The 24765-nt window shown below is 51.8% G+C and carries 24 protein-coding genes and 3 tRNA genes; 14 read left to right on the top strand and 13 right to left on the bottom strand.

The annotated features are described in order from the left end of the window. Window positions 1–46: 46 nt before the first annotated feature. The gene (gene yjeH, locus JQN59_RS21285; protein ID WP_008785985.1) at window positions 47–1312 is read right to left on the bottom strand and encodes an L-methionine/branched-chain amino acid transporter; all 1266 of its coding nucleotides are present in this window, start codon (window positions 1310–1312) and stop codon (window positions 47–49) included. A gap of 275 nt (window positions 1313–1587) precedes the next feature. Between yjeH and JQN59_RS21280 the strand changes: the two genes are divergently transcribed. The 3 genes from JQN59_RS21280 to JQN59_RS21270 all read left to right on the top strand — a co-directional run bounded on the left by JQN59_RS21280 (window position 1588) and on the right by JQN59_RS21270 (window position 4174). After that, window positions 1588–1881 (top strand): co-chaperone GroES, encoded by a 294-nt coding sequence (locus JQN59_RS21280; RefSeq protein ID WP_000027827.1) that lies wholly within the window; start codon window positions 1588–1590, stop codon window positions 1879–1881. 43 nt (window positions 1882–1924) lie between these two features. Further along, the gene (gene groL, locus JQN59_RS21275; RefSeq protein ID WP_003830576.1) at window positions 1925–3568 is read left to right on the top strand and encodes a chaperonin GroEL; all 1644 of its coding nucleotides are present in this window, start codon (window positions 1925–1927) and stop codon (window positions 3566–3568) included. A 252-nt stretch (window positions 3569–3820) separates the two neighbouring features. Next, the gene (locus tag JQN59_RS21270) at window positions 3821–4174 is read left to right on the top strand and encodes a DUF4156 domain-containing protein (RefSeq protein WP_003025468.1); all 354 of its coding nucleotides are present in this window, start codon (window positions 3821–3823) and stop codon (window positions 4172–4174) included. Window positions 4175–4262: 88 nt separating this feature from the next. On the opposite strand, the gene yjeJ is transcribed toward JQN59_RS21270, so the two are convergent. Continuing rightward, window positions 4263–5126 (bottom strand): YjeJ family protein, encoded by an 864-nt coding sequence (yjeJ, locus tag JQN59_RS21265; RefSeq protein WP_149607479.1) that lies wholly within the window; start codon window positions 5124–5126, stop codon window positions 4263–4265. 183 nt (window positions 5127–5309) lie between these two features. Further along, complete coding sequence (gene epmB, locus JQN59_RS21260) at window positions 5310–6338, bottom strand: EF-P beta-lysylation protein EpmB (RefSeq protein ID WP_149607480.1); 1029 nt, start codon at window positions 6336–6338, stop codon at window positions 5310–5312. Between the two features lie 41 nt (window positions 6339–6379). Between epmB and efp the strand changes: the two genes are divergently transcribed. From efp to ecnB, 3 genes are all read left to right on the top strand, one after another. Next, window positions 6380–6946 (top strand): elongation factor P, encoded by a 567-nt coding sequence (gene efp, locus JQN59_RS21255; protein ID WP_003025478.1) that lies wholly within the window; start codon window positions 6380–6382, stop codon window positions 6944–6946. Window positions 6947–7003: 57 nt separating this feature from the next. Further along, window positions 7004–7138, top strand: coding sequence for a lipoprotein antitoxin entericidin A (ecnA, locus tag JQN59_RS21250; RefSeq protein ID WP_003830568.1), 135 nt, complete (start codon window positions 7004–7006; stop codon window positions 7136–7138). 107 nt (window positions 7139–7245) lie between these two features. Further along, complete coding sequence (gene ecnB / locus JQN59_RS21245) at window positions 7246–7392, top strand: lipoprotein toxin entericidin B (protein ID WP_003025482.1); 147 nt, start codon at window positions 7246–7248, stop codon at window positions 7390–7392. 36 nt (window positions 7393–7428) lie between these two features. Here ecnB and JQN59_RS21240 read toward each other — a convergent pair whose 3' ends face one another. Beyond that, window positions 7429–8028, bottom strand: coding sequence for a LuxR C-terminal-related transcriptional regulator (locus tag JQN59_RS21240; RefSeq protein WP_048215095.1), 600 nt, complete (start codon window positions 8026–8028; stop codon window positions 7429–7431). 256 nt (window positions 8029–8284) lie between these two features. Between JQN59_RS21240 and sugE the strand changes: the two genes are divergently transcribed. Further along, window positions 8285–8602: a quaternary ammonium compound efflux SMR transporter SugE gene (sugE, locus tag JQN59_RS21235; RefSeq protein ID WP_000118520.1), complete on the top strand. Its 318-nt coding sequence runs from the start codon at window positions 8285–8287 to the stop codon at window positions 8600–8602. Here sugE and JQN59_RS21230 read toward each other — a convergent pair. Together JQN59_RS21230 and blaCMY are read right to left on the bottom strand one after the other, a co-directional pair. Continuing rightward, window positions 8599–9132, bottom strand: a complete 534-nt coding sequence (locus JQN59_RS21230; RefSeq protein WP_001221666.1) for a lipocalin family protein — start codon at window positions 9130–9132, stop codon at window positions 8599–8601. The genes sugE and JQN59_RS21230 overlap by 4 nt on opposite strands. 93 nt (window positions 9133–9225) lie before the next feature. Beyond that, a complete protein-coding gene (gene blaCMY, locus JQN59_RS21225) occupies window positions 9226–10371 on the bottom strand; it encodes a CMY-2 family class C beta-lactamase (protein WP_149607481.1) in 1146 nt (381 codons plus the stop codon). Window positions 10372–10502: 131 nt separating this feature from the next. On the opposite strand from blaCMY, the gene ampR reads away from it, so the two are divergent. After that, window positions 10503–11378 (top strand): LysR family transcriptional regulator AmpR, encoded by an 876-nt coding sequence (ampR, locus tag JQN59_RS21220; RefSeq protein ID WP_149607482.1) that lies wholly within the window; start codon window positions 10503–10505, stop codon window positions 11376–11378. A gap of 41 nt (window positions 11379–11419) precedes the next feature. On the opposite strand, the gene frdD is transcribed toward ampR, so the two are convergent. The 4 genes from frdD to frdA are packed head-to-tail and all read right to left on the bottom strand — an operon-like array spanning window position 11420 to window position 14710. Next, the gene (frdD, locus tag JQN59_RS21215) at window positions 11420–11776 is read right to left on the bottom strand and encodes a fumarate reductase subunit FrdD (RefSeq protein ID WP_003025535.1); all 357 of its coding nucleotides are present in this window, start codon (window positions 11774–11776) and stop codon (window positions 11420–11422) included. 10 nt (window positions 11777–11786) lie between these two features. Beyond that, window positions 11787–12182 carry a fumarate reductase subunit FrdC gene (gene frdC / locus JQN59_RS21210; protein ID WP_003025537.1) on the bottom strand — a complete coding sequence of 132 codons (396 nt, stop codon included), beginning with the start codon at window positions 12180–12182 and terminating at the stop codon, window positions 11787–11789. Window positions 12183–12192: 10 nt separating this feature from the next. Then, window positions 12193–12927 carry a fumarate reductase iron-sulfur protein gene (gene frdB / locus JQN59_RS21205; RefSeq protein ID WP_042321379.1) on the bottom strand — a complete coding sequence of 245 codons (735 nt, stop codon included), beginning with the start codon at window positions 12925–12927 and terminating at the stop codon, window positions 12193–12195. Continuing rightward, window positions 12920–14710 carry a fumarate reductase (quinol) flavoprotein subunit gene (gene frdA, locus JQN59_RS21200; protein ID WP_003830519.1) on the bottom strand — a complete coding sequence of 597 codons (1791 nt, stop codon included), beginning with the start codon at window positions 14708–14710 and terminating at the stop codon, window positions 12920–12922. The genes frdB and frdA overlap by 8 nt, the downstream gene beginning before the upstream one ends. Window positions 14711–15034: 324 nt before the next feature. Between frdA and epmA the strand changes: the two genes are divergently transcribed. Together epmA and yjeM are read left to right on the top strand one after the other, a co-directional pair. Then, the gene (gene epmA / locus JQN59_RS21195; RefSeq protein ID WP_048215093.1) at window positions 15035–16012 is read left to right on the top strand and encodes an elongation factor P--(R)-beta-lysine ligase; all 978 of its coding nucleotides are present in this window, start codon (window positions 15035–15037) and stop codon (window positions 16010–16012) included. A gap of 214 nt (window positions 16013–16226) precedes the next feature. Continuing rightward, the gene (gene yjeM, locus JQN59_RS21190; RefSeq protein WP_008785995.1) at window positions 16227–17729 is read left to right on the top strand and encodes a glutamate/gamma-aminobutyrate family transporter YjeM; all 1503 of its coding nucleotides are present in this window, start codon (window positions 16227–16229) and stop codon (window positions 17727–17729) included. Window positions 17730–17910: 181 nt separating this feature from the next. Here the strand turns inward: yjeM and mscM are convergent, their stop codons facing one another. From mscM to rsgA, 3 genes are all read right to left on the bottom strand, one after another. Further along, window positions 17911–21225, bottom strand: coding sequence for a miniconductance mechanosensitive channel MscM (mscM, locus tag JQN59_RS21185; protein ID WP_149607483.1), 3315 nt, complete (start codon window positions 21223–21225; stop codon window positions 17911–17913). A 17-nt stretch (window positions 21226–21242) separates the two neighbouring features. After that, entirely contained in the window at window positions 21243–22211 is a 969-nt protein-coding gene (gene asd / locus JQN59_RS21180; RefSeq protein WP_008785997.1) for an archaetidylserine decarboxylase, read from the bottom strand. Between the two features lie 92 nt (window positions 22212–22303). After that, window positions 22304–23356: a small ribosomal subunit biogenesis GTPase RsgA gene (gene rsgA / locus JQN59_RS21175; protein ID WP_170974257.1), complete on the bottom strand. Its 1053-nt coding sequence runs from the start codon at window positions 23354–23356 to the stop codon at window positions 22304–22306. A 105-nt stretch (window positions 23357–23461) separates the two neighbouring features. Between rsgA and orn the strand changes: the two genes are divergently transcribed. From orn to JQN59_RS21155, 4 genes are all read left to right on the top strand, one after another. Next, window positions 23462–24007: an oligoribonuclease gene (orn, locus tag JQN59_RS21170; RefSeq protein ID WP_020996267.1), complete on the top strand. Its 546-nt coding sequence runs from the start codon at window positions 23462–23464 to the stop codon at window positions 24005–24007. A 196-nt stretch (window positions 24008–24203) separates the two neighbouring features. Then, window positions 24204–24279 (top strand) — tRNA-Gly (locus JQN59_RS21165). A 37-nt stretch (window positions 24280–24316) separates the two neighbouring features. Further along, window positions 24317–24392, top strand: a tRNA-Gly gene (locus tag JQN59_RS21160). 37 nt (window positions 24393–24429) lie between these two features. Next, a tRNA-Gly gene (locus JQN59_RS21155) sits at window positions 24430–24505 on the top strand. Window positions 24506–24765: the final 260 nt, after the last annotated feature.

Here is a 24765-nt window from a genome sequence, read left to right as displayed (position 1 = left end):
TCAGTATGTAGGCCGGATAAGCATTAGCGTCATCCGGCAAAAGTGTTTATAGGCCGGATGATGGCGTCAACGTTGCCTTATCCGGCCTGCGGGGTAAAAACAGCCACAGTCCTGCCAGCATAATCAACGCGTATAGACTCTTCCAGCCGACCATCGCCAGTAGCAGTAGGCACAGCAGACCGCCAATGACTGCCAGTACGCGATAATGCCCTTTCAGTAATCGACAACCTGCCAGCATGCACAGCAGATAAATCATAATAAAGATGCCGTTGGCGTAGACGATTAACGCATCGAGATTGATTTGCAGCATATAGATGCACAGAGTGCTGATTACGCAACAGCCCAATACGGCGTTTAGCGCATTGCGCGGAAGGTGTCGGGGGGACAGACGAGCCAGATAACTCTCCGGCTTATACTGCGCTTGCGACCAGACCAGCCGGGCGAAGCTTTGTATATAAATGTTGAGGCTGGCAAAACAGGCCAGATAACCAATGATGCAGGCGACCCACAGAGCTTGTACGCCAAACAGTTGCACGACGATCTCTGGCAGCGACGCTGCGGCCGCCATTTGCTCGCCGTAGGCACCAAAATGGAGAACGACAACGGTGCATGCCCAATAAACAGACCCTGCCAGCAGCAGGCCGATCATCAGTGCGCGTGGGAAGTCTCGCTCCGGATTTTTGAATTCAGACGCCAGGTGAGCAAACGCTTCAAGGCCGACAAAGCACCAGAACATGACCGACAACGCGGCGAACAGGCCGGGAAGCTCAATATCGGTAATCGCAGGGAAGGGGATTTCGCCAGGTGTCAGATCGCCCGCCCACCAGATAGCAACAATCAGGGCAACAATCAGTCCTGCAATGACCGTTTGTAGATTCGCGCTGGAGCTTGCGCCGCGGGAGCCGATGTACCAAACCAATGCCAGCGTACCGAGCTCAGCCAGCAAAAGCTGCTCGTCATGCCAGCCAAACATCGCCTGACCGAATCCGGCGGCGATATGCAATGCCGCAGGCAAACCGACAGGAATGACCGACAAAAATAGCCATCCGGTGACGCGCTCCAGGCGTGAACCAAAGGCCATGCCGACAAAATGCGCCACACCGCCTGCGCTGGGAAAATGACGACCCAGTACGGCGAAGACAATTGCCACAGGAAAGACCAAAACAATCAGCACCGGCCATGCCCACAGGCTGTTGTTGCCCGCAACCAGTGCGGCCAGCGCGGGGACGGCAAAAACGCCTGTACCTAACAATGATGTCGACAACAGGCCAACGCCCTGAGCCAGTCCCAGCTCTTGTTTCAGTCCGCTCATAAGTTGTTATCCGGTTATGCCCATTGACCGGGCTACAGCGCAGATTTTTGATGGTATCACAATCAGATTTGCTTATGACGACGTGACTGAAATCGTTATGAAATGTGAGGTGCGTCGGCGTTTTGACGGGATTTTCTGCTGATAAAAATTTTTTTTCGCTTGCCCCCTTGAAGGCACAAAACCCCATCCCCATCTCTCTGGTCACTAGCCGGGAAACCGTTTACGGGCCGGCGTCACCCATAACTGATAAAGACTTTCTCAAAGGAGAGCTATCAATGAGTATTCGTCCGTTACATGATCGTGTGATCGTCAAACGTAAAGAAGTTGAATCCAAATCTGCTGGCGGCATCGTACTGACTGGTTCTGCAGCAGGTAAATCAACTCGTGGCGAAATCATCGCTGTCGGTAAGGGTCGCATCCTGGACAACGGTACCGTACAGCCGCTGGACGTGAAAGTCGGCGATATCGTTATTTTCAACGATGGCTACGGTGTTAAATCTGAGAAGATCGACAATGAAGAAGTGTTGATCATGTCTGAAAGCGACATCCTGGCGATTGTTGAAGCCTAATCCGCGAACGACACTGAACATACGAATTTAAGGGAAAGAGAAAATGGCAGCTAAAGACGTAAAATTCGGTAACGACGCTCGTGTGAAAATGCTGCGCGGCGTAAACGTACTGGCAGATGCAGTGAAAGTTACCCTCGGTCCAAAAGGCCGTAACGTAGTTCTGGATAAATCTTTCGGTGCACCGACCATCACTAAAGATGGTGTTTCCGTAGCACGTGAAATCGAACTGGAAGACAAGTTCGAAAACATGGGTGCGCAGATGGTGAAAGAAGTTGCCTCTAAAGCGAACGACGCTGCAGGTGACGGTACCACCACCGCAACCGTACTGGCTCAGTCCATCATCACTGAAGGTCTGAAAGCCGTTGCTGCGGGCATGAACCCGATGGATCTGAAACGTGGTATCGACAAAGCTGTCGCTGCTGCTGTTGAAGAACTGAAAGCACTGTCAGTACCGTGCTCCGACTCTAAAGCTATTGCTCAGGTTGGTACCATCTCCGCTAACTCCGACGAAACCGTAGGTAAACTGATCGCTGAAGCGATGGACAAAGTCGGTAAAGAAGGCGTGATCACCGTTGAAGACGGTACCGGTCTGCAGGACGAACTGGACGTGGTTGAAGGTATGCAGTTCGACCGTGGCTACCTGTCTCCTTACTTCATCAACAAGCCGGAAACTGGCGCAGTAGAACTGGAAAGCCCGTTCATCCTGCTGGCTGACAAGAAAATCTCCAACATCCGCGAAATGCTGCCGGTTCTGGAAGCTGTAGCGAAAGCAGGCAAACCGCTGCTGATCATCGCTGAAGATGTTGAAGGCGAAGCGCTGGCAACTCTGGTTGTTAACACCATGCGCGGTATCGTGAAAGTCGCTGCGGTTAAAGCACCTGGCTTCGGCGATCGTCGTAAAGCAATGCTGCAGGATATCGCTACCCTGACCGGTGGTACCGTTATCTCTGAAGAGATCGGTATGGAGTTGGAAAAAGCAACTCTGGAAGATCTGGGTCAGGCGAAACGCGTTGTTATCAACAAAGATACCACCACCATCATCGATGGCGTGGGCGACGAAGCTGCAATCCAGGGTCGCGTGACTCAGATTCGTCAGCAGATCGAAGAAGCAACTTCTGACTATGACCGTGAAAAACTGCAGGAGCGCGTAGCGAAACTGGCAGGCGGCGTTGCGGTTATCAAAGTTGGTGCTGCGACTGAAGTTGAAATGAAAGAGAAGAAAGCCCGCGTTGAAGATGCCCTGCACGCTACCCGTGCTGCGGTAGAAGAAGGCGTGGTTGCTGGTGGTGGTGTTGCGCTGATTCGCGTAGCGTCTAAAATTGCCGGCCTGAAAGGTCAGAACGAAGACCAAAACGTAGGTATCAAAGTTGCGCTGCGCGCAATGGAATCCCCACTGCGTCAAATCGTACTGAACTGTGGCGAAGAGCCGTCTGTAGTGGCTAACACCGTAAAAGCGGGTGACGGTAACTACGGTTACAACGCTGCAACTGAAGAATACGGCAACATGATCGACATGGGTATCCTGGATCCAACCAAAGTAACTCGTTCTGCTCTGCAGTACGCGGCTTCTGTTGCGGGTCTGATGATCACCACCGAGTGCATGGTTACCGACCTGCCGAAAGGCGATGCGCCTGACTTAGGTGCTGCCGGTATGGGTGGCATGGGTGGAATGGGCGGCATGATGTAATTGCCCACACCCTGCATCCTTCAGGCTGCAGATGCGTTGGCTGCGTTTGCTAACCCCAGTCACTTACTTGAGTAAGCTACTGGGGATTAACAAACTGGCCGCCTTCCTGCAACCAGAATGATTTGGGTGCTCATCTCCCAGAATTGAGAAACCCTCGGGCAGAAATGTCTGGGGGTTTTTCTTTTGGTCATCTTTTTAGTATATGATTCAGCTACGGACATAACGTCCAACTAATTGATTATGGGGAATGACATGCACGTGAAATATTTAGCAGGGATCGTTGGTGCCGCGCTACTGATGGCGGGTTGTAGCTCCAGCAACGAACTGAGTTCTGCCGGGCAAAGCGTACGTTTTGTTGAAGACAAGCCTGGCGCAGAGTGCCAACTGATAGGCACTGCAACCGGTAAGCAAAGCAACTGGCTTTCAGGCCAGCACGGCGAAGAGGGCGGCTCAATGCGTGGCGCAGCAAACGATCTGCGTAACCAGGCTGCGGCAATGGGCGGTAACGTGATTTATGGCGTCAGCAGCCCATCGCAGGGAATGCTGTCCAGCTTTGTTCCTACCGCCAGTGAGATGATTGGACAGGTTTATAAGTGCCCTAATTGAGAACTGCTGCTGATGCCGGATGGCGACGCTAAAGCGTCTTATCCGGCCTACGGTACGAATGATCGTAGGCCTGATAAGCGCAGCGCCATCAGGCATTCTGAGTCTTATGCGCAGACTGAACGCGTAAATGATGCAATGCGCGCAGGCACTGATCCTGATTGAGCTTTTGCGTCTTATCACCCGTCAACGTTCTGACAAACACCTGGCACGGTACACCGGCAAGTTTTTTCAGCCGCGGGCTGAAGTCGAGAAGGCGGCGAGTAATGGCTTCGGCTTCTTTGCTACCGGAAAGGGCGCGAGTTTTCACGACCGAACCACAGAACTGGGCTTTTCCTTTATCATCTGTATAGCGGTAAATAATCGCCAGATAATGATTAAACAGGTTATGTTTCCATTCGGGTTGTGTATAAGAGTCGTATTCCAGATTGTCGTTTTGCTGACAATCAACATCGTACAGCGGCAGGAAATCCAGCAGCGATGTTATTCGTAGCGCGAGTTCTCTCATGTCAGCATTATTTATTGCGTGAATAATTGCATGCGCCAGCACCTGAATCTGTAATTCATTAACCAGTAATTCGCATATTTGTCCGTCATGCAACGTCAGAGAAAATGTTAAATTCTCGCCTTTGTCATCCACTAACATCAGCGAATTTATGCGGCGGTTAATATCCGCATTTTTTAGTTCATCTTCCTGAATTGACGGGATATTCTCGTGCATTTTTTTGCTGGCTTTATCACATGCCTTTTCATATTGTATACGCTCGTCTTTGTTTAGCTGAGAAATAGCGTACAGCCGGCTCTCCAGCGCAATAAGCAGGTCTCTAAGTCCAAGTGGAGAGAGAAAAAAGAGTGATTCCTTGTTTCTTGGTTCTTTTATTTTTAATGCCATGGCAACAAATTCATTCTTTTGGCGAATAATGCCAGTATTAACGCCCTTAATACTTATAGCCATAAAAGGTTCTCCCTAACCATATATTTATTAATATTCTGCATTTGAAACTATTGATAAAATTTACGAATGAATAATTGAACTGCGCTAATTAAAATAGCACAGATTAAAAGCGAGGCTCCACTTGTGGGGATTTAAATAATAAGTAATCGTGGTGAGTGTCCGGAATCGGACACTCAGTAATGGCTATTGTTGACGTAACTGCAGATCCAGCGGTGTTTTACTTGGCTCTCCACCAATTTCACGCGCCAGTTTGGGGACCATATAGCCGGAAACTAGCGTCAGAAGCTCACGCATAATGCGACGCGCTTCATCGTCGCTTACCATAAAGTGTGCGGCACCCTGCACTTTATCCAGCACGTGCAGGTAATAGGGCATTACACCGGCATCAAACAGTGCGTTGCTAAGGTTAGCCAGGGTTTGTGCGTTATCGTTCACGCCACGCAGCAATACGCTCTGGTTGAGTAACGTAACGCCCGCGGCGCGCAGACTGCTCATCGCCTGGCGAAACGTCTGATCAATTTCATTGGCATGGTTAATGTGATTGACCAGCAGAATCTGCAAGGAGGAGTGCGCAAAACGCTCGACCAGTCCTTCTGTAATGCGCGCCGGGATCACTATCGGCAAACGGCTGTGAATACGCAGACGCTTAATGTGCGGGATAGCTTCCAGTTGCGTGAGCAACCAGTCCAGTTCGTGGTCCTTGGCCATTAACGGATCGCCACCAGAGAAGATGATTTCATCCAGCTCAGGGTGCGCGTTAATGTAGTCGATGGCGACCTGCCAGTTGCGCTTATTGCCCTGATTTTCGGCGTATGGGAAATGCCGGCGGAAGCAATAGCGACAATTTACCGCGCAACCGCCTTTAACCAGCAGCAGTGCCCGATTGCGATATTTATGCAGTAGACCGGGAACCACGCTGTGCTGTTCTTCCAGTGGGTCGGTTGAGTAGCCTGGCGCGGCCACAAACTCTTCCTGGGCAGTCAGTACCTGACGTAAAAGCGGATCGTCCGGGTTGCCTTTCTCCATGCGGGCAATAAACGCACGCGGCACGCGCAGGGCGAAAAGCCGTCTCGCGTCGCGTCCGGCCAACAGTTTTTCATCTGCATCTATGTTCAAAAGATGCAGAAGTTCATCGGGATCGGTCACAACATCGGCAAGTTGCGATAACCAATCTTCTCTGGATGGGGTATTTAGGGTTACAATATGCGCCATTTTGTGGCTTAGCTACCAGTTAACAATTTTCAGAGGGCCTTATGGCAACGTACTATAGCAACGATTTTCGTGCTGGTCTTAAAATCATGTTGGACGGCGAACCTTATGCGGTTGAAGCCAGCGAATTCGTTAAACCAGGTAAAGGCCAGGCGTTTGCGCGCGTTAAGCTGCGTCGCCTGCTGACCGGTACTCGCGTAGAGAAAACCTTCAAGTCTACTGACTCCGCTGAAGGCGCAGACGTAGCCGACATGAACCTGACCTTCCTGTATAGCGACGGTGAGTTCTGGCACTTTATGAATAACACCACTTTCGAACAGCTGGCTGCAGACGAGAAAGCGGTAGGCGATAACGCTAAATGGCTGCTGGACCAGGCTGAATGCATCGTGACCCTGTGGAACGGTCAGCCGATCTCCGTAACTCCGCCGAACTTCGTTGAGCTGGAAGTTGTTGAAACCGACCCAGGTCTGAAAGGCGATACCGCTGGTACTGGCGGCAAACCGGCTACCCTGTCTACCGGCGCAGTCGTTAAAGTTCCGCTGTTCGTACAGATCGGCGAAGTGATCAAAGTGGATACCCGCTCCGGCGAATACGTTTCTCGCGTAAAATAAGTCTTCCATTTGATCTTATGGCGCAGGTTGCTGCGCCATACTTTTTCCAGGGCAGGAATGATGAAACGTCTTCTCGGTCTTGTAATGCTACTCCTTTTCACCAGCACCCTTCTGACAGGATGCAACACCGCGCGCGGCTTCGGTGAAGACATCAAACATCTTGGCAACTCAATTTCACACGCCGCCAGCTAATCCTTTCATATAGTCTTAAAAACGGTTGTTTATCCATCACACTCCCGGATCTTGTCTATTATTAAGTAGCTATACACAAACAATATTGGCTAGAAAAGGAAGACGTTATGGTTAAGAAAACAATTGCTGCGATCTTTTCTGTGTTGGTACTTTCTTCCGTTTTAACCGCGTGTAATACCACACGAGGCGTAGGACAGGATATCTCTGAAGGCGGTAGCGCAATCTCTGGTGCAGCGACAAAAGCTCAGCAATAGCAATAATGAAGAACGGTACGACGTCGTGTCGTACCGTTAATCACCCTTCTTTGGGAGTGACAGGAACGGCGAGAAGCGGTTCCCCAGGTGCAGTTTCATACGGATATTCCGCTTATAGGTGTAGACCGTTTTGCCATGAATGCTGAGCGCGGCGGCAATGGCATTGTTACTCACACCATCCATCCACATTGATAATACTTTCTCCTCTTGCGGCGTAAGCAAAGGCGTGGCGTTTTTGGCTATTTCTAATGCGGGGCGAACCTGAAGCGCTTCCTGAATTGTGTGGGAGAGTGTGTTCAGCGTGGTGTGCTTGGTCAAGACCGAATGGGCTACGGATTGAGAGGGCACGATGGGGGCATGCTGTCTGTCTGCTGATTGCAGTAAAATCAGTGGGATGACGCCACAACTCATAAAAAAAGGTTTAATTGGCGGACTGGAGTGCGTCTCGCTAATAAAACTGTATAAATCCGCGATCACCAGATGCGGTTTCCATTGCAAAATATGCTCTTTTGCTAACAGGAGATTATTGATTCCTGATACCAGAAATGAGGAGCTGAACCTGCCAGAATGATTAAGCAAGGCCTCTATCCCTGTGCGGGTAAAGTGGCACCGGTCAATCACTAAAATTTTAAGCATAAACGTTTCGCATTCAGAAGAGGGGCAATCGACTTTCTGGTTTCAGAAAGCCCTTCATCATAGAGAACTCCGATGAGTGCCAAATGCGGGAACTACGCCGCTAATTATGCTTAATTCTTGCTTTTAGCAGGCAGTGAATAAAAAGGTTGAAATTCATTTTCTTCCGGGCAAAAATGCCATTTCACACATCAGCTTTGCAGGACGACCTGCAAACGCTTCATTCACCGGGGACGGCCCCATAGTTCTGGAGCCTGATATGTCCTGGATCGTTTTATTAATTGCAGGTTTGCTCGAAGTCGTATGGGCGATTGGCCTGAAATACACCCACGGTTTTACGCGTCTTACGCCAAGCATTATCACTATTGCGGCGATGATCGTCAGCATCGCCATGCTCTCCTGGGCAATGCGCACGTTGCCTGTTGGAACAGCTTATGCGGTCTGGACCGGTATTGGCGCTGTTGGGGCGGCCATTACAGGGATTTTGCTGCTGGGTGAGTCTGCCAGCCCGGCACGTTTGCTGAGCCTTGGGCTGATCGTTGCTGGTATTATTGGTCTGAAGCTGAGCACTCACTAAGCGCCAGGCTGTTTCACCCAAATCAGTTTATTCACTTCAAACCCTTCCCGGGTCGCGATGGCTAACATTTGCTGTTTCATTTCATCTGAAATAGTAGGGGTCCGTGAAAGGATCCACAGGTAGTCGCGATCCGGACCACAAACCAGCGCGTGACGATATTCCCGGTCGAGTGCAATTACGTTATACCCGCCATAGAAGGGGCCGAAAAAAGAAACCTTAAGCGCGGCTCTGCTTGGGTCGCCGGTGAAATAGGCTTTCCCTTCCGTTTTCTGCCACATCTCCCTGTCAGGGTTATAGCCCTTGTTAATAACGTTGATGCCGCCGTCGTCGCGCAAGCTGTATGTTGCGGTCACTTTATCCAATCCGCGCTCGAAACGATGGTCGAAGCGCGCAATTTCATACCAGGTTCCCAGATAGCGTTTGGCATCAAAGTTATTTACCACGGTAACGCCTTTCGGCGGTGTCGGGGAGCTACACGCGACAACCAGGAATGCAGCCGTAACTGCAGCAACGACGGGCAAAATGCGCATGGGATTTTCCTTGCTGTATTTTTGTTAAGTGTAGATGACAACAGGAAAAAAAGAGAAAGAAAGGAGGCCCAATATCCTGGGCCTCATCGTTAGTTATTGCAGCTTTTCAAGAATGCGCCAGGCCGCCTCGACACGGACAGGGTTAGGATAGTTTTTGTTTGCCAGCATCACGATGCCAAGGTTTTTTTCTGGAACGAAGGCTACGTAGCTGCCAAATCCTCCAGTGGATCCCGTTTTATGCACCCATGAGGCTTTCACTGCCGGGGCAGGCGGGTTTACCTCAACGGCGGGAAGCGCTGCCAATGCCACTTTGCTGTCGCTACCGTTGATGATTGAATCAGCTTTCAGCGGCCAGTTCAGCATCTCCCAGCCTAATCCCTGGTACATATCGCCAATACGCCAGTAGCGAGACTGCGCAAGCGCAATGCCCTGCTGGAGCGTTTTCTCCTGAACGCGGCTGGCGTCCATGTTGACCTGAACCCAGCGGGCCATATCAATAACGCTGGATTTCACGCCATAGGCTTCGGCGTCAAGTTGTCCCGGAGAAACGTGTACAGCCTTCCCTTCGCGATAGCCCCAGGCATAATCTTTTTGTTCGTTCTGCGGAACTGTAATCCAGGTATGCGCCAGTTTTAATGGTTGCAGGACGCGTCTGGTCATTGCCTCTTCGTAACTCATTCCTGAGGGTTTCACCGCCAGCGCGCCAAACAGACCAATGCTGGAGTTAGCGTAAAGACGCTTAGCGCCCGGGGCCCATTGCGGCTGCCAGTTTTGATAAAAACGCAGTAATGCGGCTTTATCCGTAACGTCATCGGGGATCTGCAGCGGCAGGCCGCCTGCCGTGTAGGTGGCTAAGTGCAGCAGGCTGATACCCTGCCACTGTTTGCCTGTCAGTTCTGGCCAGTATTTCGTGACCGGCTCGCTGAGCTTAATTTCGCCGCGGGCGATAGCATCGCCGCCCAATACGCCGTTAAACGTCTTACTGACCGACCCTAGCTCAAACAGAGTTTGCTGCGTGACTGAGTGGTTATTGGCGATATCGGCTTTACCCCAGGTGAAATAATAGGGTTTTCCCTGGTAGATAACGGCAACGGCCATACCCGGAATAGCCTGCTCCTGCATCAACGGGGTGATGGTGCGATTAACGATATCGGCAATCTGTTGTTCTGTTTTGGCTGCGGCAAACGTGGAGAAAGGGGCTGTCAGCAGCAGAGCGCAGCATAACGATTTTTTCATCATGAAATCAGTTCCGTAATTAAAAGCAAAAGGGTGTCCGGGCCCGTCAGACGCAATCAGTGTGTTTGATTTGCACCGTGTTGACAAACGGTTAAATTTAGCAGCAGATATAAGTTTTTCTAACAGGCCGGATGATGACGCGTAGCTATATCCCTCTTAACTCGCTGCGGGCTTTTGAAGCCGCGGCCAGACATCTCAGTTTTACCCGCGCCGCGATTGAGCTCAACGTGACGCATTCTGCCATTAGTCAGCATGTAAAAGCGCTGGAGCAGCAGCTAAATTGTCAGCTTTTTGTGCGCGGTTCTCGTGGATTAATGTTGACCACTGAAGGGGAAAGTCTGTTACCTGTACTTAATGACTCTTTCGATCGTATGGCGGGGATGCTGGATCGTTTTGCCACCAAACAGACCCAGGAAAAACTTAAAATTGGCGTGGTGGGGACCTTTGCGGTTGGGTGTCTGTTTCCTCTACTGGGCGATTTTAAGCGCAGTTACCCGCATATTGATTTGCATATTTCTACCCATAATAACCGCGTGGATCCCGCTGCCGAAGGGCTGGATTATACCATTCGCTACGGAGGGGGAGCCTGGCACGATACCGACGCGCAATATTTATGTAGCGCGTTGATGTCTCCACTGTGTTCGCCAACATTGGCTTTGCAGATTCAAACGCCTGCGGACATCCTGAAATTTCCGTTATTACGATCGTATCGGCGGGATGAATGGACGCTTTGGATGCAGGCCGCCGGAGAGGCGCCCCCGTCACCGACGCACAACGTGGTGGTGTTTGATTCGTCCGTCACCATGCTGGAAGCCGCGCAGGCGGGGATCGGTGTGGCAATTGCACCAGTCAGAATGTTCACGCATTTACTCAGTAGGGAACGAATCGTTCAACCGTTTTTAACGCAGATTGATTTGGGAAGTTACTGGATAACGCGTTTGCAATCGCGTCCGGAGACACCCGCGATGCGTGAATTTTCCCGTTGGTTGACAGGAATACTGCACAAATAAAAAGGCCCGCCAATGGCGGGCCTGATAATTAACGCATGTACTTAGATGGTCAGAATACCAATAGCCGTTACAACGGTCAGGATTGCTGCCAGTCCGTAGAAGACCCATTTGCCAGCAGGCACGTGGATTTTCAGGTCATGCATCGCGTGGTGCATACGGTGTAAACCACACCACAGCGGCAGAACGATCATCAGGAACAGAAACGCACGTCCGATGAAGCTCTGAGCGAATGCCAGTACGCGTTCATAGCTGAAAGCATCAGGAACAAAGCCCAGCGGCAGCATAATGCCTACCAGCAGGATCATTACTGGCGCAATGATTGCGCTCCACATACCGCCTGCACCAAACAGGCCCCAGAATACGGGTTCGTCAGAGCGTTTTGGATTTGGATTAATCATTCCGGACTCCTTACCAGAACAGGGCAACAAACAGTATGACTACTGTCGCAACCACAGTAACTGCCCAGAGACCTTTGATGATCGGCTCTGGCCCCATTTTTTCGTCTTTAACGATGATGTTGGCTGCTTTTGGCGCCAGCTCAAACCAGGTTTTGGTATGCAGCAGCGCTGCTGCCAGGGCGATAATGTTAAGGATTACCACCACCGGGTTTTGCAAAAAGGCGACAAAGCCCATCCAGGACTCTGCACCATGCTTGAGTGCAAACAGGCCGATAATCAGTTCAATGCTGAACCAGACTGCCGGAACTGCCGTGCCTTCACGCAGCATGTAAAAACGATAAAATGGCAGCTTTTTCCACCAGGTGGACGTCATTGGCCGCACATAGGCTTTACGTTTAGTCGTCATCGTGCACTCCTTAGCGTGGTTTCAGGGTAGCGATAAGAAAGTCTTTTGAACTTTCAACTTTACCCTGCTGAATGGCCGCAGCCGGATCGACGTGTTTCGGGCAGACTTCGGAGCAGTAGCCCACGAAAGTACAGGTCCAGACGCCGTTCGGGCTGTTCAACTGAGCCATACGCTCCTTCTTACCGTGGTCGCGGCTATCTTCGTTGTAACGATGCGCCAGCGTAATCGCAGCCGGTCCAATGAACTCAGGGTTCAGGCCGAACTGCGGACACGCGGCATAGCACAGACCACAGTTGATGCAACCGGAGAACTGATGATACTTCGCCATCTGCGCCGGAGTCTGGGTGTTTGGACCCTGATCCGGTGTACGCGGGTTACCGATAATGTACGGTTTGATCGCTTCCAGGCTTTCGATAAAGTGCGTCATGTCGACGACCAGATCGCGCTCAATCGGGAAGTTGCCCAGCGCTTCAACCTTGATGCCGTTGGTGTAATCACGCAGGAAGGTTTTGCATGCCAGTTTCGGTACATTGTTGACCATCATGCCGCAGGAGCCGCAGATCGCCATACGGCAGGACCAGCGGTAGCTCAGGTCCGGTGCCAGGTTATCCTTGATGTAGCCCAGCGCATCCAGCAGTGACGTGGTTTCATCATAAGGAACTTCGTAGAAAGCACTGTGCGGCGCGGTATCGGTTTCCGGGTTATAGCGCACCACCTCAACTTTCAGGTTTTTCATCTCAGCCATTCGCCTTCTCCTTCTTATCGGCTGCTTCCGCTTCGCCACCGTAAACACGTTTAGCCGGTGGCAGAGTGGTGATTTTCACGTCGCTGTATTCCAGGCGAGTCGTGCCGTCAGCATCGCGGAAGGCGAGGGTGTGTTTGAGGAAGTTCACATCGTCACGCTCGGTGCAGCCTTCATCCAGACGCTGGTGCGCGCCGCGGGATTCTTTACGCGCCAGAGCAGAGTGCGCCATACATTCAGCAACGTTCAGACCGTGACCCAGTTCGATGGTATACAGCAGGTCGGTGTTGAAGACGCTGGAGGTATCAGTGATACGTACGCGCTTGAAGCGTTCCTGCAGTTCCGCCAGCTTATCAACGGTTTTCTGCATGAGTTCCGGCGTACGGTAGATACCGCAACCTTCTTCCATGGACAGGCCCATTTCGTCACGGATCTTAGACCAGTTTTCGTTACCTTCCTGGTTAACCAGATCTTTCAGACGTTTTTCAACGCCAGCAACCTGTGCATCAAGAGCGGCACTGTTTGCAGCGCCAGCCGTTGCAGCGCGTTCTGCTGCCTGCTCACCGGCCATACGACCGAAGACCACCAGTTCTGCCAGGGAGTTAGAGCCCAGACGGTTAGCGCCATGCAGACCAACAGAGGAACATTCGCCGACAGCGAACAGACCTTTAATGCGGGTTTCACAGTGCTGATCGGTTTCGATACCGCCCATGGTGTAGTGCGCGGTCGGACGTACCGGGATCGGTTCTTTAACCGGATCGACACCCACGTAAGCTTTCGCCAGTTCGCAGATGAACGGTAAACGTTCGAGCAGTTTTTTCTCGCCGAGGTGACGCAGGTCGAGGTGAACCACATCGCCACGCGGAGTGGAAATGGTGTTGCCTTTGCGCCATTCGTGCCAGAACGCCTGAGAAACTTTGTCGCGCGGACCGAGTTCCATGTATTTGTTTTTTGGCTCGCCCAGCGGGGTTTCCGGACCCATGCCGTAGTCTTGCAGATAACGGTAGCCGTTTTTGTTGACCAGAATACCGCCTTCACCACGGCAGCCTTCAGTCATCAGGATACCGGAGCCTGGCAGACCTGTTGGGTGATATTGAACGAATTCCATATCACGCAGCGGAACGCCGTGGCTCAGCGCCATGCCCATACCGTCGCCGGTTACGATGCCGCCGTTGGTGTTGTAACGGTAAACACGACCTGCGCCGCCCGTTGCCATAACAACAGCGTTAGCACGGATTTGCACCAGCGTGCCTTCCATCATGTTCATGGCAACCAGGCCGCGAGCATGACCGTCGTCAACCAGGATATCCAGAACGAAGTGTTCGTCAAAGCGCTGAATCTGCGGGAACTGCAAAGATGTTTGGAACAGCGTATGCAGCATGTGGAAGCCGGTCTTATCCGCGGCAAACCAGGTACGCTCGATTTTCATGCCGCCGAAGCGACGTACGTTGACGCTACCGTCTTCACGACGGCTCCATGGGCAGCCCCATTGTTCCAGTTGCGTCATTTCAGTTGGGCAGTGGTGGACAAAGTAATCCACGACATCCTGCTCACACAGCCAGTCTCCGCCTGCTACCGTATCGTGAAAATGGTAGTCAAAGCTGTCATGATCCTGCGCGACAGCAGCAGAGCCGCCTTCGGCAGCAACGGTATGGCTGCGCATTGGGTACACTTTTGAGATCAGTGCGATTTTAGCGTTGGGATTTGCTTGTGCGGCAGCAATTGCAGCACGTAATCCCGCGCCACCGGCGCCTATAATGGCAAGATCGGCTTGAAAGGTTTGCACGACATTCCTCCAGATTGTTGTTATTTCATCCCTGCCTGAAATCAGATGCTTCATCGGCTTCAAACAGGTTATGAACGCGTTTCCACTGCTCCTTTATAGGTACAATAGTATAGTCTTAGGGATGTGCGGGAAATTTGACGTGTTCGATTTTTTTAGCGTGTCATAGGGGGGAATTATCATTGAATTTGATTAATTTAATTACTAAACCACCCTAAGTCGCTTTTTTTATCCAATTGCCAGTGATGATTAGTGCTGCCTGAAATTTGTCTCGTTAGCGCGATACGAGTAGACTTCGTGCCCTTGTCATAAATCGGAGAAACAACCATGAGCGAAACGGCAACCTGGCAGCCGAGCGCGTCCATCCCCAATCTGTTAAAACGTGCAGCAATTATAGCGGAGATTCGCCGCTTTTTTGCCGATCGTGGCGTGCTTGAGGTTGAGACCCCTTGTATGAGTCAGGCAACGGTAACGGACATCCACCTGTTCCCGTTCGAAACGCGTTTCGTTGGCCCTGGACACTCCCAGGGAATGAATCTCTATCTAATGACCAGCCCTGAATACCATATGAAGCGCCTGCTGGTGGCAGGATGCGGCCCGGTGTATCAACTGTGCCGCAGCTTCCGTAATGAAGAGATGGGGCGCCATCATAACCCTGAATTCACCATGCTTGAGTGGTATCGTCCGCACTACGATATGTATCGCCTGATGAATGAAGTGGATGATTTGCTCCAGCAGGTGCTGGACTGCTCACCTGCGGAAAGCCTTTCTTACCAGCAGGCCTTCCAGCGCCATCTGGAGATTGACCCGCTGTCTGCGGATAAAACCCAACTGCGGGAAGTGGCGGCGAAATTGGATCTCAGCAATATCGCTGATACCGAAGAAGACCGGGATACCTTACTGCAACTGCTGTTTACGATGGGTGTTGAACCGCATATTGGTAAAGACAAGCCGACGTTTGTGTATCATTTCCCGGCCAGCCAGGCATCACTGGCGCAAATCAGTACCGAAGATCACCGCGTGGCTGAACGTTTCGAGGTTTATTTCAAAGGTATTGAGCTGGCGAATGGTTTCCATGAATTAACCGACGCGCGCGAACAGCAGCAGCGGTTTGAGCAGGATAACCGCAAACGTGCCGCACGAGGCTTACCACAGCAACCTATCGATACCAACCTGCTGGAAGCGCTGAAAGTCGGCATGCCGGATTGCTCAGGCGTTGCGCTGGGCGTTGATCGTCTGGTGATGCTGGCGCTGGGCGCAGAGAGCCTAGCCGAGGTAATCGCATTTACCGTCGATCGCGCATAACTTACTCTTCTGCAATACAAAGTGGTGGCTTAATCGCCACTTTGTAGCATATTTTTTCATTTCCCCTCTAATAGCCACAATTTACACCTGGATATTTGATATCGTTTAGGTATCAATTCTGTGTTGATTTTTTTATCGCTGAACTCTGCAAAGAGAGCAGTGCCAACCGGTGAGCGGCGTTTGTTAAACGCTTGCCAGAGTAAGGGATGGTTTAATGACCCAAACAATAAAAAAGATGAGCCTGATAGGTCTCATTCTCATGATATTTACGTCAGTTTTCGGTTTTGCTAATAGCCCCTCCGCGTTCTATTTAATGGGGTATAGTGCAATACCGTGGTATATATTTTCTGCATTATTATTCTTTATTCCATTTGCTTTAATGATGGCGGAAATGGGTTCTGCCTATCGGAAAGAAGAGGGGGGAATCTATTCGTGGATGAATAATAGCGTTGGACCACGCTATGCGTTTATCGGCACGTTTATGTGGTTTTCTTCTTATGTGATATGGATGGTTAGTACTGCGGCGAAAGTCTGGGTACCTTTTTCAACCTTCTTGTTTGGCGCAGACATGACGCAGCACTGGCGTATTGCAGGGCTTGAGCCTACGCAGGTTGTCGGACTGCTCGCAGTCGGTTGGATGATCCTAGTGACCTGCGTGGCATCCCGGGGTATTAATAAGATTGCGCGTATTACGGCTGTAGGTGGAATTGCCGTAATGTGTCTTAATTTAGTTCTGTTGTTAGTGAGTGTCGCTATTTTGTTATTAACTGGTGGCCACTTTGCACAGGATATTAATTTCATCTCTTCGCCTAATCCAGGATATCAGTCTGGACTGGCAATGTTGTCATTTGTTGTGTTTGCCATTTTTGCTTACGGCGGAATTGAAGCTGTGGGGGGACTGGTTGATAAAACAGAAAAACCAGAAAAGAACTTTGCAAAAGGCATTGTCTTTGCCGCTATTGTCATTTCTGTTGGTTATTCACTGGCCATCTTTTTATGGGGCGTTAGCACCAACTGGCAGCAGGTATTAAGTAATAGCTCAGTTAACCTCGGGAATATTACCTATATCCTGATGAAAAGCCTCGGAATGACGTTGGGTAACGCGCTACATCTTTCCCCTGATGCCGCAATGGTGATGGGCGTATGGTTTGCACGTATTACCGGGCTTTCCATGTTCCTTGCCTACACCGGCGCTTTTTTCACCCTCAGCTACTCACCGCTGAAAGCGATTATTCAGGGCACGCCGAAGGCGTTGTGGCCCGCGCCGATGACCAAACTGAATGCCGTAGGGATGCCGACGACGGCAATGTGGTTACAGTGCCTGCTGGTGAGCCTGTTTATCCTGTTGGTTTCATTTGGTGGCGATACGGCTTCAGCGTTCTATAACAAACTGACGCTGATGGCGAACGTCTCAATGACGCTGCCGTATCTGTTCCTGGCGCTGGCGTTTCCGTTCTTTAAATCCCGTCCGGGTCTGGAAAGGCCGTTTGTTGTCTTTAAAACCCGAGCGGCGACGCTGCTGGCAACGGGAGTGGTCGTGCTGGTGGTGACGTTTGCCAACGTGTTCACCATCATCCAGCCGGTAATTGAAGCCGGGGACTGGAACAGCGCACTGTGGATGACCGGCGGTCCGATCTTCTTCTCACTGCTGGCGATGGCGATTTATCAGAACTACAGCCGTCGCACGACCAACGAGCCTGAGTGGGCGGTGGAATAAAGGCCATCTGGTGTTTATTGCCTGTTGCCGATCCGGACGCATATTAAGCCCGAAAATGTCTGTGGTCGGCGATGAAATGCCCGATGGCGCAAGCTTATCGGGCCTACAGGTTAATTGCAGACCCGTAGGCCGGATTAGACCCAACGGGTCGCCATCCGGCATTTCTTGCCTGCATTATGCGTTACAAACTCCCTGCCGGGCGACTGCCTCTTCCTGCAGAACTTAATGTTCTCCCTGTTTGCTTACCGCCGAGGCTCTCCAGACGCATCTGGAACGGAGGGAACGGCATATCAATACCGTGCTCGCGGAAGCCTGCCAGAATCAGTTGATGGATTTCATGGCGCAGCGGCATGCGATGTCCCATCTCTGCGGCATAAATACGCAGTTCGAAGATTTGAATCCCCTGCTGCAGGTCAACCAGGAAGACTTCAGGTGCCGGATTATCGATAACCAGCGAACAGCGCTGCGCGGCAGTCAGCAGGATCTGCGTAACCTCCTCGCTATTCGCCTCAGACGGTGCCGGGATGGTTAACACCACACGGGTAACGGAATCGGATAACGACCAGTTGATAAACTGTTCAGTGATAAAGGCTTTGTTGGGCACGATGATCTCTTTGCGGTCCCAGTCGCTGATAGTGGTGGCGCGGGTATTAATTTTCGTCACGCTACCGGTAAGATCGCGAATCGTCACCGTGTCGCCAATGCGGATTGGTTTTTCAAACAGGATAATCAGGCCGGAAATAAAGTTGGCGAAGATCTCCTGCAAACCAAAGCCCAGACCGACACCGAGAGCCGCCACCAGCCATTGCAGTTTGGACCATTCAATACCGATCATCGAGAAACCAACCAGACCGCCAATCAGCATCAGCAAATACTTGGTAATGGTGGTGATGGCATAACCGGTGCCGGGGGTTAAATCCAGATGTTGCAGTAGTGCCAGCTCCAGCAGTGCGGGTAGGTTGCGCACTAACTGGGTGGTGATGATGAATACCAGAATCGCGATAAGCACCGCGCCCAGCGTTATCGGTTCTAAGCTTTCCACGCCCTGAACCGTGGAGGTGACATCCCACAATGAGATGTTTTCCAGGAAGCCGAAAGCGGAGTGAATTTCTGACCACAGTACAATGACCGAGAGCAGGGCGATAAGCATCAGGATAGAACGCACCAGACGCAGCGATTGCGCGCTGATAGCATCCAAATCCACTTCGCTTTCATCAACGTCGATCGCGCCTTCAAGGCTGGTGGAATGCGGCGGTTCTTCTTCGCCCCGCGCGCGCTGCGCCAGCATTTCAGCGCGTCGATGCTTGGCGCGGTCAAACGCCAGGCGGCGACGCTGAATCAGCATCCAACGGCGGATAACGTGATACACCACCAGTAATAAGAACCAAATCGCTACAGACGTTTCCAGACGTGCCAGCAGGGCTTGTGATGTGGCGAGGTAGCCTACTGCCGCGGCGAGAATGGCAATCAGCGGCGCACCCATCAGCATATTCCACAGCATGCTGTTGACCATGTTATCGCTGTTGCCCTCTTTATCGAGGTACAGCGGTATCCCGGCGCGTTTCAGGCTCAGGGTTACGACAGCCAGCGCACCGCAAATCAGAATAAAGCACAGACGCCCCAGTGAGGCGGAGAATTCCCGGTCATTGAGGTTATCAAACATAATCACCGCCATGATCAACGGGACAATCAGCCCGATGCTCATCAGGTAATAGTGCATGGCTTTCGCGACGCGGTTCCGCGGCCAGCCAAAGTGGGCAATGAACAGACCGTTGGGACGTGCAAAGGTGGCGCAGATCATTACTGCCCACAGGATGGGCACCGTGGCGGTAACGCCATCGCCGATCGCAACAGCCAACGGATAAGGCCAGGCTTCCTGCAATCCGTAACCGAGCGTTGCCCACAGCACTGGCAACGGCGAAGCGACGAGTATTGACCAGAATACCGTGCGTATTGTCAGCCAGAAGTGATCCTGGGTGACTTTCCCGACCCGCGCGGACGAGCGTTCAAGGAAACGGGTGAAGTGCTTGCGCGAAGAGAGGCTAAAGCCAACTAACACCAACGCCGCGAACAGCGGTAGCAGCGTTTCTTTGCTGGTCAGCATCATGATGCTGGCTTTGCCCAACTGATTAAACGTATCTAATGAGATCAGACGCCGCAGATCCTGAACGATGTCGACAGGCCAGGAGAGGGAGATAGGGCTAACGTCTGACGTCCAGAACAGGTAGCGGTGCGTCGCTTCGTTGACCTCTTTTAGCGCATCTTCCAGTTGGCTGTTGGAAACTTTGAGCTTGGTCAGCTCAAGGATCAGCGTATCGCCGCCCTGTAACAATGAGTTCAGCAGCTCACGCTGGGTGCGTAGCTGGGCGTTGAGGATGCTGCTCTGTTCAGCGGTCAGCGGTTGTCCATCGGCCTGATGAATCTGACGCAGTTGCGGCTGTTTGTTGAGGAGATCCTCATAGCGCATGCGGTGTACGCGAAGCTGCGCCATTTCGGTATCCAACTGCTGAGGTTTAGGCATTTCCGGCAGACGGGATACCTGCGCTCGCAGCGCTTCTCCCAGCATATTTGAAACCCCAAGCCACTGAGACTGCTCTCGCAGCGTATTCAATGCCTGACGCACCTGCAGCGTTTGGCTGGCGGCCTGACGCTGCTGCGAAGCGACCAGGTCCATACGCTGTGCTTGCTGGTTCAAGGCCTGAGACAGCTCGCGGTTTACCTTGAACTGGTCGACAATACCCTCCGGCAGTCCCGCGCTGTTTTCCGCCAGCAGTTCAGTGCTTTCCAGCGCTCGCTCAGCTTCACGCTGACGTTGACTGTTAAGCTGGTTGCGCAAAGCCTGCAGGTAAGCGTCGAGTTGTTGACTCTGTTTTTCCGCCAGTTCGGAGCGCATACGCGCCAGTTCCTGACGGTTATTGGCGGAAAGCTGCGCCAGCTCCAGTTCATCGACCTGGGCTTTAAGTTTGGCGGATTCAGCCTGCATCGCCTGATTCTGTGCGGAATTACCGTTGGCGGTACCAATGCGTCGCTCAAGCTCATTGAGCTGGCGGCGGGCATCGGTTTGCTGTTGAGGAAGCTGGCTTAACGAGTCGGCGATTTCCCGGGCGCGATCCTGCTCCTGTTGGGCCTGACGACTCTTTTCCAGCAGTTGGCTGCTAACCTGGAGGATCTCCTGGTTTAACGCATCGGTAGTGAGTCCGGTTGGCACATTGCGCGGTTCATCACGCAGGTTGCTAAGCTGCGCGCGTAACGTTGCGGACAGCTTGGGGAAGTTATCAATAACCTGCTGATATTGCTGGGCACGCTCGAGAGAGCCTTTACGCTCCTCAAGGGCATTCAGCGCGGACTGGAGCGCCTCAACGGTTTCTGGCTGAGCGGGTTTTGCCGCTTTTGCCTGCTCCAGTTCCTGGGTGAGTTGTTTGGCATCGGGGGCCGTCGCAGCGTACGCCCCCAGGCTGAGGCACCAGGCCATCAGAAAAGTGATAATCAGGCGCACAGCAGCGATTCCTATGTTTAACTTTCGTCTTTTTTGTCGTCAACCAGCGGGCTGGCATCGTGTTCTGCTTCGATCTCTTCTTTCGCCAGCGGGGCCGGTTCTGCCTCTGGCGTCACGAAAGTCTCGGTCGAGATGGCCATTGGTTGGCCGATTTTGGTCACGGACAGATCCTGCAACTGCTCAACCAGGTTAACTTTGCCAGGTGCGAACAGGTTGATGACGGTGGAACCGAGCTTAAAGCGGCCCATTTCCTGACCTTTCAGCAGCGCCACCGACCCTTCGCTTTCGCCTTCCGGCCAGGTCCAGCGCTTGATGACGCCTTCACGCGGTGGAGTAATGGTGCCAGCCCATGCGGTTTCAATACTGCCGACGATGGTCGCGCCGACCAGAATCTGCACCATCGGGCCAAATTCGGTATCAAACAGACAGATTACACGTTCGTTGCGGGCAAACAGGTTCGGTACGTTTTGCGCAGTCAGGATGTTTACAGAGAAGAGATCGCCCGGCACGTACATCATTTCACGCAGGATACCGTTACACGGCATGTGTACACGGTGGTAATCGCGTGGAGACAAGTAAGTGGTTACAAACGTACCGTTGCGGAATTTGTCCGCCATCTGATAGTTGCCAGCCAGCAGCGCTTCAAGGGTATAGCTGTGCCCTTTAGCCTGCAGCAGTTTGTCTTCCTCGATGTTGCCTAACTGGTTAATCACACCGTCAGCGGGCATGACCAGTACGTTTGGATCGGTATTAATCGGACGAGCATCGTCGCGCAGCGGGCGAACAAAGAAGTCGTTGAAGGTGCGATAGCTGGCGGTGTCCGGCTTTTGCGCCTCTTTCATATCGACCTTGTAATATTTCACGAACAGATCGATAACCAGTTTGGTCAGCCATCCCGCTCGTTTGCTCGCACCCCAACCCGCCAGGCGAGTGAGCCATAGTTTCGGCAGAATGTATTGTAGCGAAAGCTTAAATGAGTTTAACAAGGTAGCCTCCAGGCCATAATTTGTTCCCGATCCGGCATACGGGCCGGATCCTGAAAAAAGGGGGACGATTCTAGCGATGCTTAGCTTAGTTGTCAGTTGTCTGTATCAGAAAAGTTTTTACGCGTTTTTACCTGCGCCATGCTTTCCAGGATGCGGTGATAATTTTCAAACCGGGTTTCGGCTATGGCCCCTTTTTCTACAGCCTCACGGATAGCGCAGCCTGGATCGGTATCATGCTTGCAGTCGCGGTATTTGCAATGGCCCAGGTAGTCATGAAATTCGACAAAGCCATGCGTGATTTGTTCCGGCTCCAGATGCCACAGTCCAAACTCACGTACGCCAGGGGAGTCGATAACGTCGCCGCCGTGCGGGAAGTGATACAGGCGAGAGGCCGTGGTGGTGTGCTGTCCAAGGCCGGAGTTGTCAGAGACATCATTGGTCAGGATCTCTTCCTGCAGGCCGAGGAGGTTATTGAGCAGGCTGGATTTACCTACGCCCGATTGACCGGCAAAAATGCTGATGCGATCGGTTAATGCTTCTTCAAGCGGTTTCAGGCCGTCTTTTGTGCGGCTTGATACCATCAACACCCGATAGCCAATGTTGCGATAGATATCCATCTGTTCGTTAACGAAGGCCATGCCTTCATCATCCAGCAGATCGATCTTATTCAGCACGATAATCGGTTCAACGTGTAGCGTTTCGCAGGCTACCAGATACCGGTCGATAATATTGAGTGACAGCTCGGGTAAGATGGCTGAGACAATAACGATCTGGTCGATGTTGGCGGCAATAGGCTTTACCCCGTCGTAAAAGTCGGGGCGTGTCAGTACTGAGGTACGATCGTGTACCGCTTCAACGATACCTTTGACATTCACGCCTTCAGCTGCCGCTTTACCCGGGCGCCAGACTACGCGATCGCCAGTAACCAGCGAGCGAATTGTACGGCGGATGTTGCAGCGGTGAATTTCACCGTCAGCAGACTCTACGTCGGCATGCATGCCAAAACGGCTGATAACGATGCCTTCAGCGGTTTCGCCAAACAGGTTGTCGTCGTAGTCGGGCTTCTCCGTGGACGTTTTAAGACGACGCTGGTGATTGGCGTTCACACGGCGCTGTTGGCCTTTGGAGAGTTTATTCTTACTCAATCGGACTGGCTCCTGGTCGCCCATGATGGGCAAAACATTTATGATACACACAATTTTAGATCAATGTAGTCACACTGAATGTGACGCTGAAGGGTGGAAAATAGCATGAGTGCCAATGAAAACAACCTGATTTGGATCGATCTGGAGATGACAGGTCTGGATCCCGAGCGCGATCGCATTATTGAGATCGCCACGCTGGTGACGGATGCCAACCTGAATATTCTGGCTGAAGGACCGACAATTGCGGTGCACCAGTCCGACGAACAGCTGGCATTAATGGATGACTGGAACGTACGTACGCATACCGGTAGCGGGCTGGTGGAGCGCGTGAAGGCGAGCACCATGGGCGATCGTGAAGCTGAACTGGCCACGCTGGCTTTTTTGAAAGAGTGGGTTCCGGAAGGGAAATCACCTATCTGCGGCAACAGCATCGGGCAGGATCGTCGTTTCCTGTTTAAATACATGCCGGAGCTGGAGGCGTATTTCCATTATCGCTATCTGGACGTCAGTACGCTCAAAGAACTGGCGCGTCGTTGGAAGCCGGAAATCCTTGCGGGCTTCACCAAGCAGGGAACACATCAGGCGATGGACGACATTCGTGAATCTGTTGCTGAGCTTGCTTACTATCGCGAACATTTTATTAATCTTTGATTTTGTTCTCCGGTGGCTTGCGCCACCGGTTTTTTGACGCTAAATTGTTCAGCTTGATTGCAAATTAATCACTTGAACGAATTTTCGAAAAAAACGCTTTCAGGGGGGTTGCAGCTAAACGGATTTCTCGTATAATGCGCCTCCCGTAACGACGCAGAAATGCGAATTACGACAGCAACAAAAGCAGTACAGATTTGCGGGAATAGCTCAGTTGGTAGAGCACGACCTTGCCAAGGTCGGGGTCGCGAGTTCGAGTCTCGTTTCCCGCTCCAAAATTTGAAAATGCTTATTAAGCAAAGACACACCCAAGCGGGAATAGCTCAGTTGGTAGAGCACGACCTTGCCAAGGTCGGGGTCGCGAGTTCGAGTCTCGTTTCCCGCTCCAAAATTTGAAAGTGCTTATTAAGCACAGACACACCCAAGCGGGAATAGCTCAGTTGGTAGAGCACGACCTTGCCAAGGTCGGGGTCGCGAGTTCGAGTCTCGTTTCCCGCTCCAAATTCTTACCCCAATAAAAATATCCACAACGAATAATCGCGTTGGGGACGTTTTGTTTCGTCATTGACATACTCTTGTAAACAGACTTATCCACAGGTTCGGGTATTATTCCTGGAATGCAAAAAACTTCGCCGGGTGAATAGTATCATTTTAACTATTTGAAATTATTAATTTAATTATCATTGCAAATTGTTAATGCGATCACTTGACGATTTTTTCCCTCTTGAATATCAATGTGTTTTTATTTTTATACACAAGCT

Source organism: Citrobacter sp. B72, from assembly GCF_016894305.1.
GTDB classification, from domain to species: Bacteria; Pseudomonadota; Gammaproteobacteria; order Enterobacterales; family Enterobacteriaceae; genus Citrobacter; species Citrobacter portucalensis.
The sequence above is the reverse complement of the archived record's forward strand: the minus strand, read 5'-3'. Positions and strand labels throughout refer to the sequence as shown.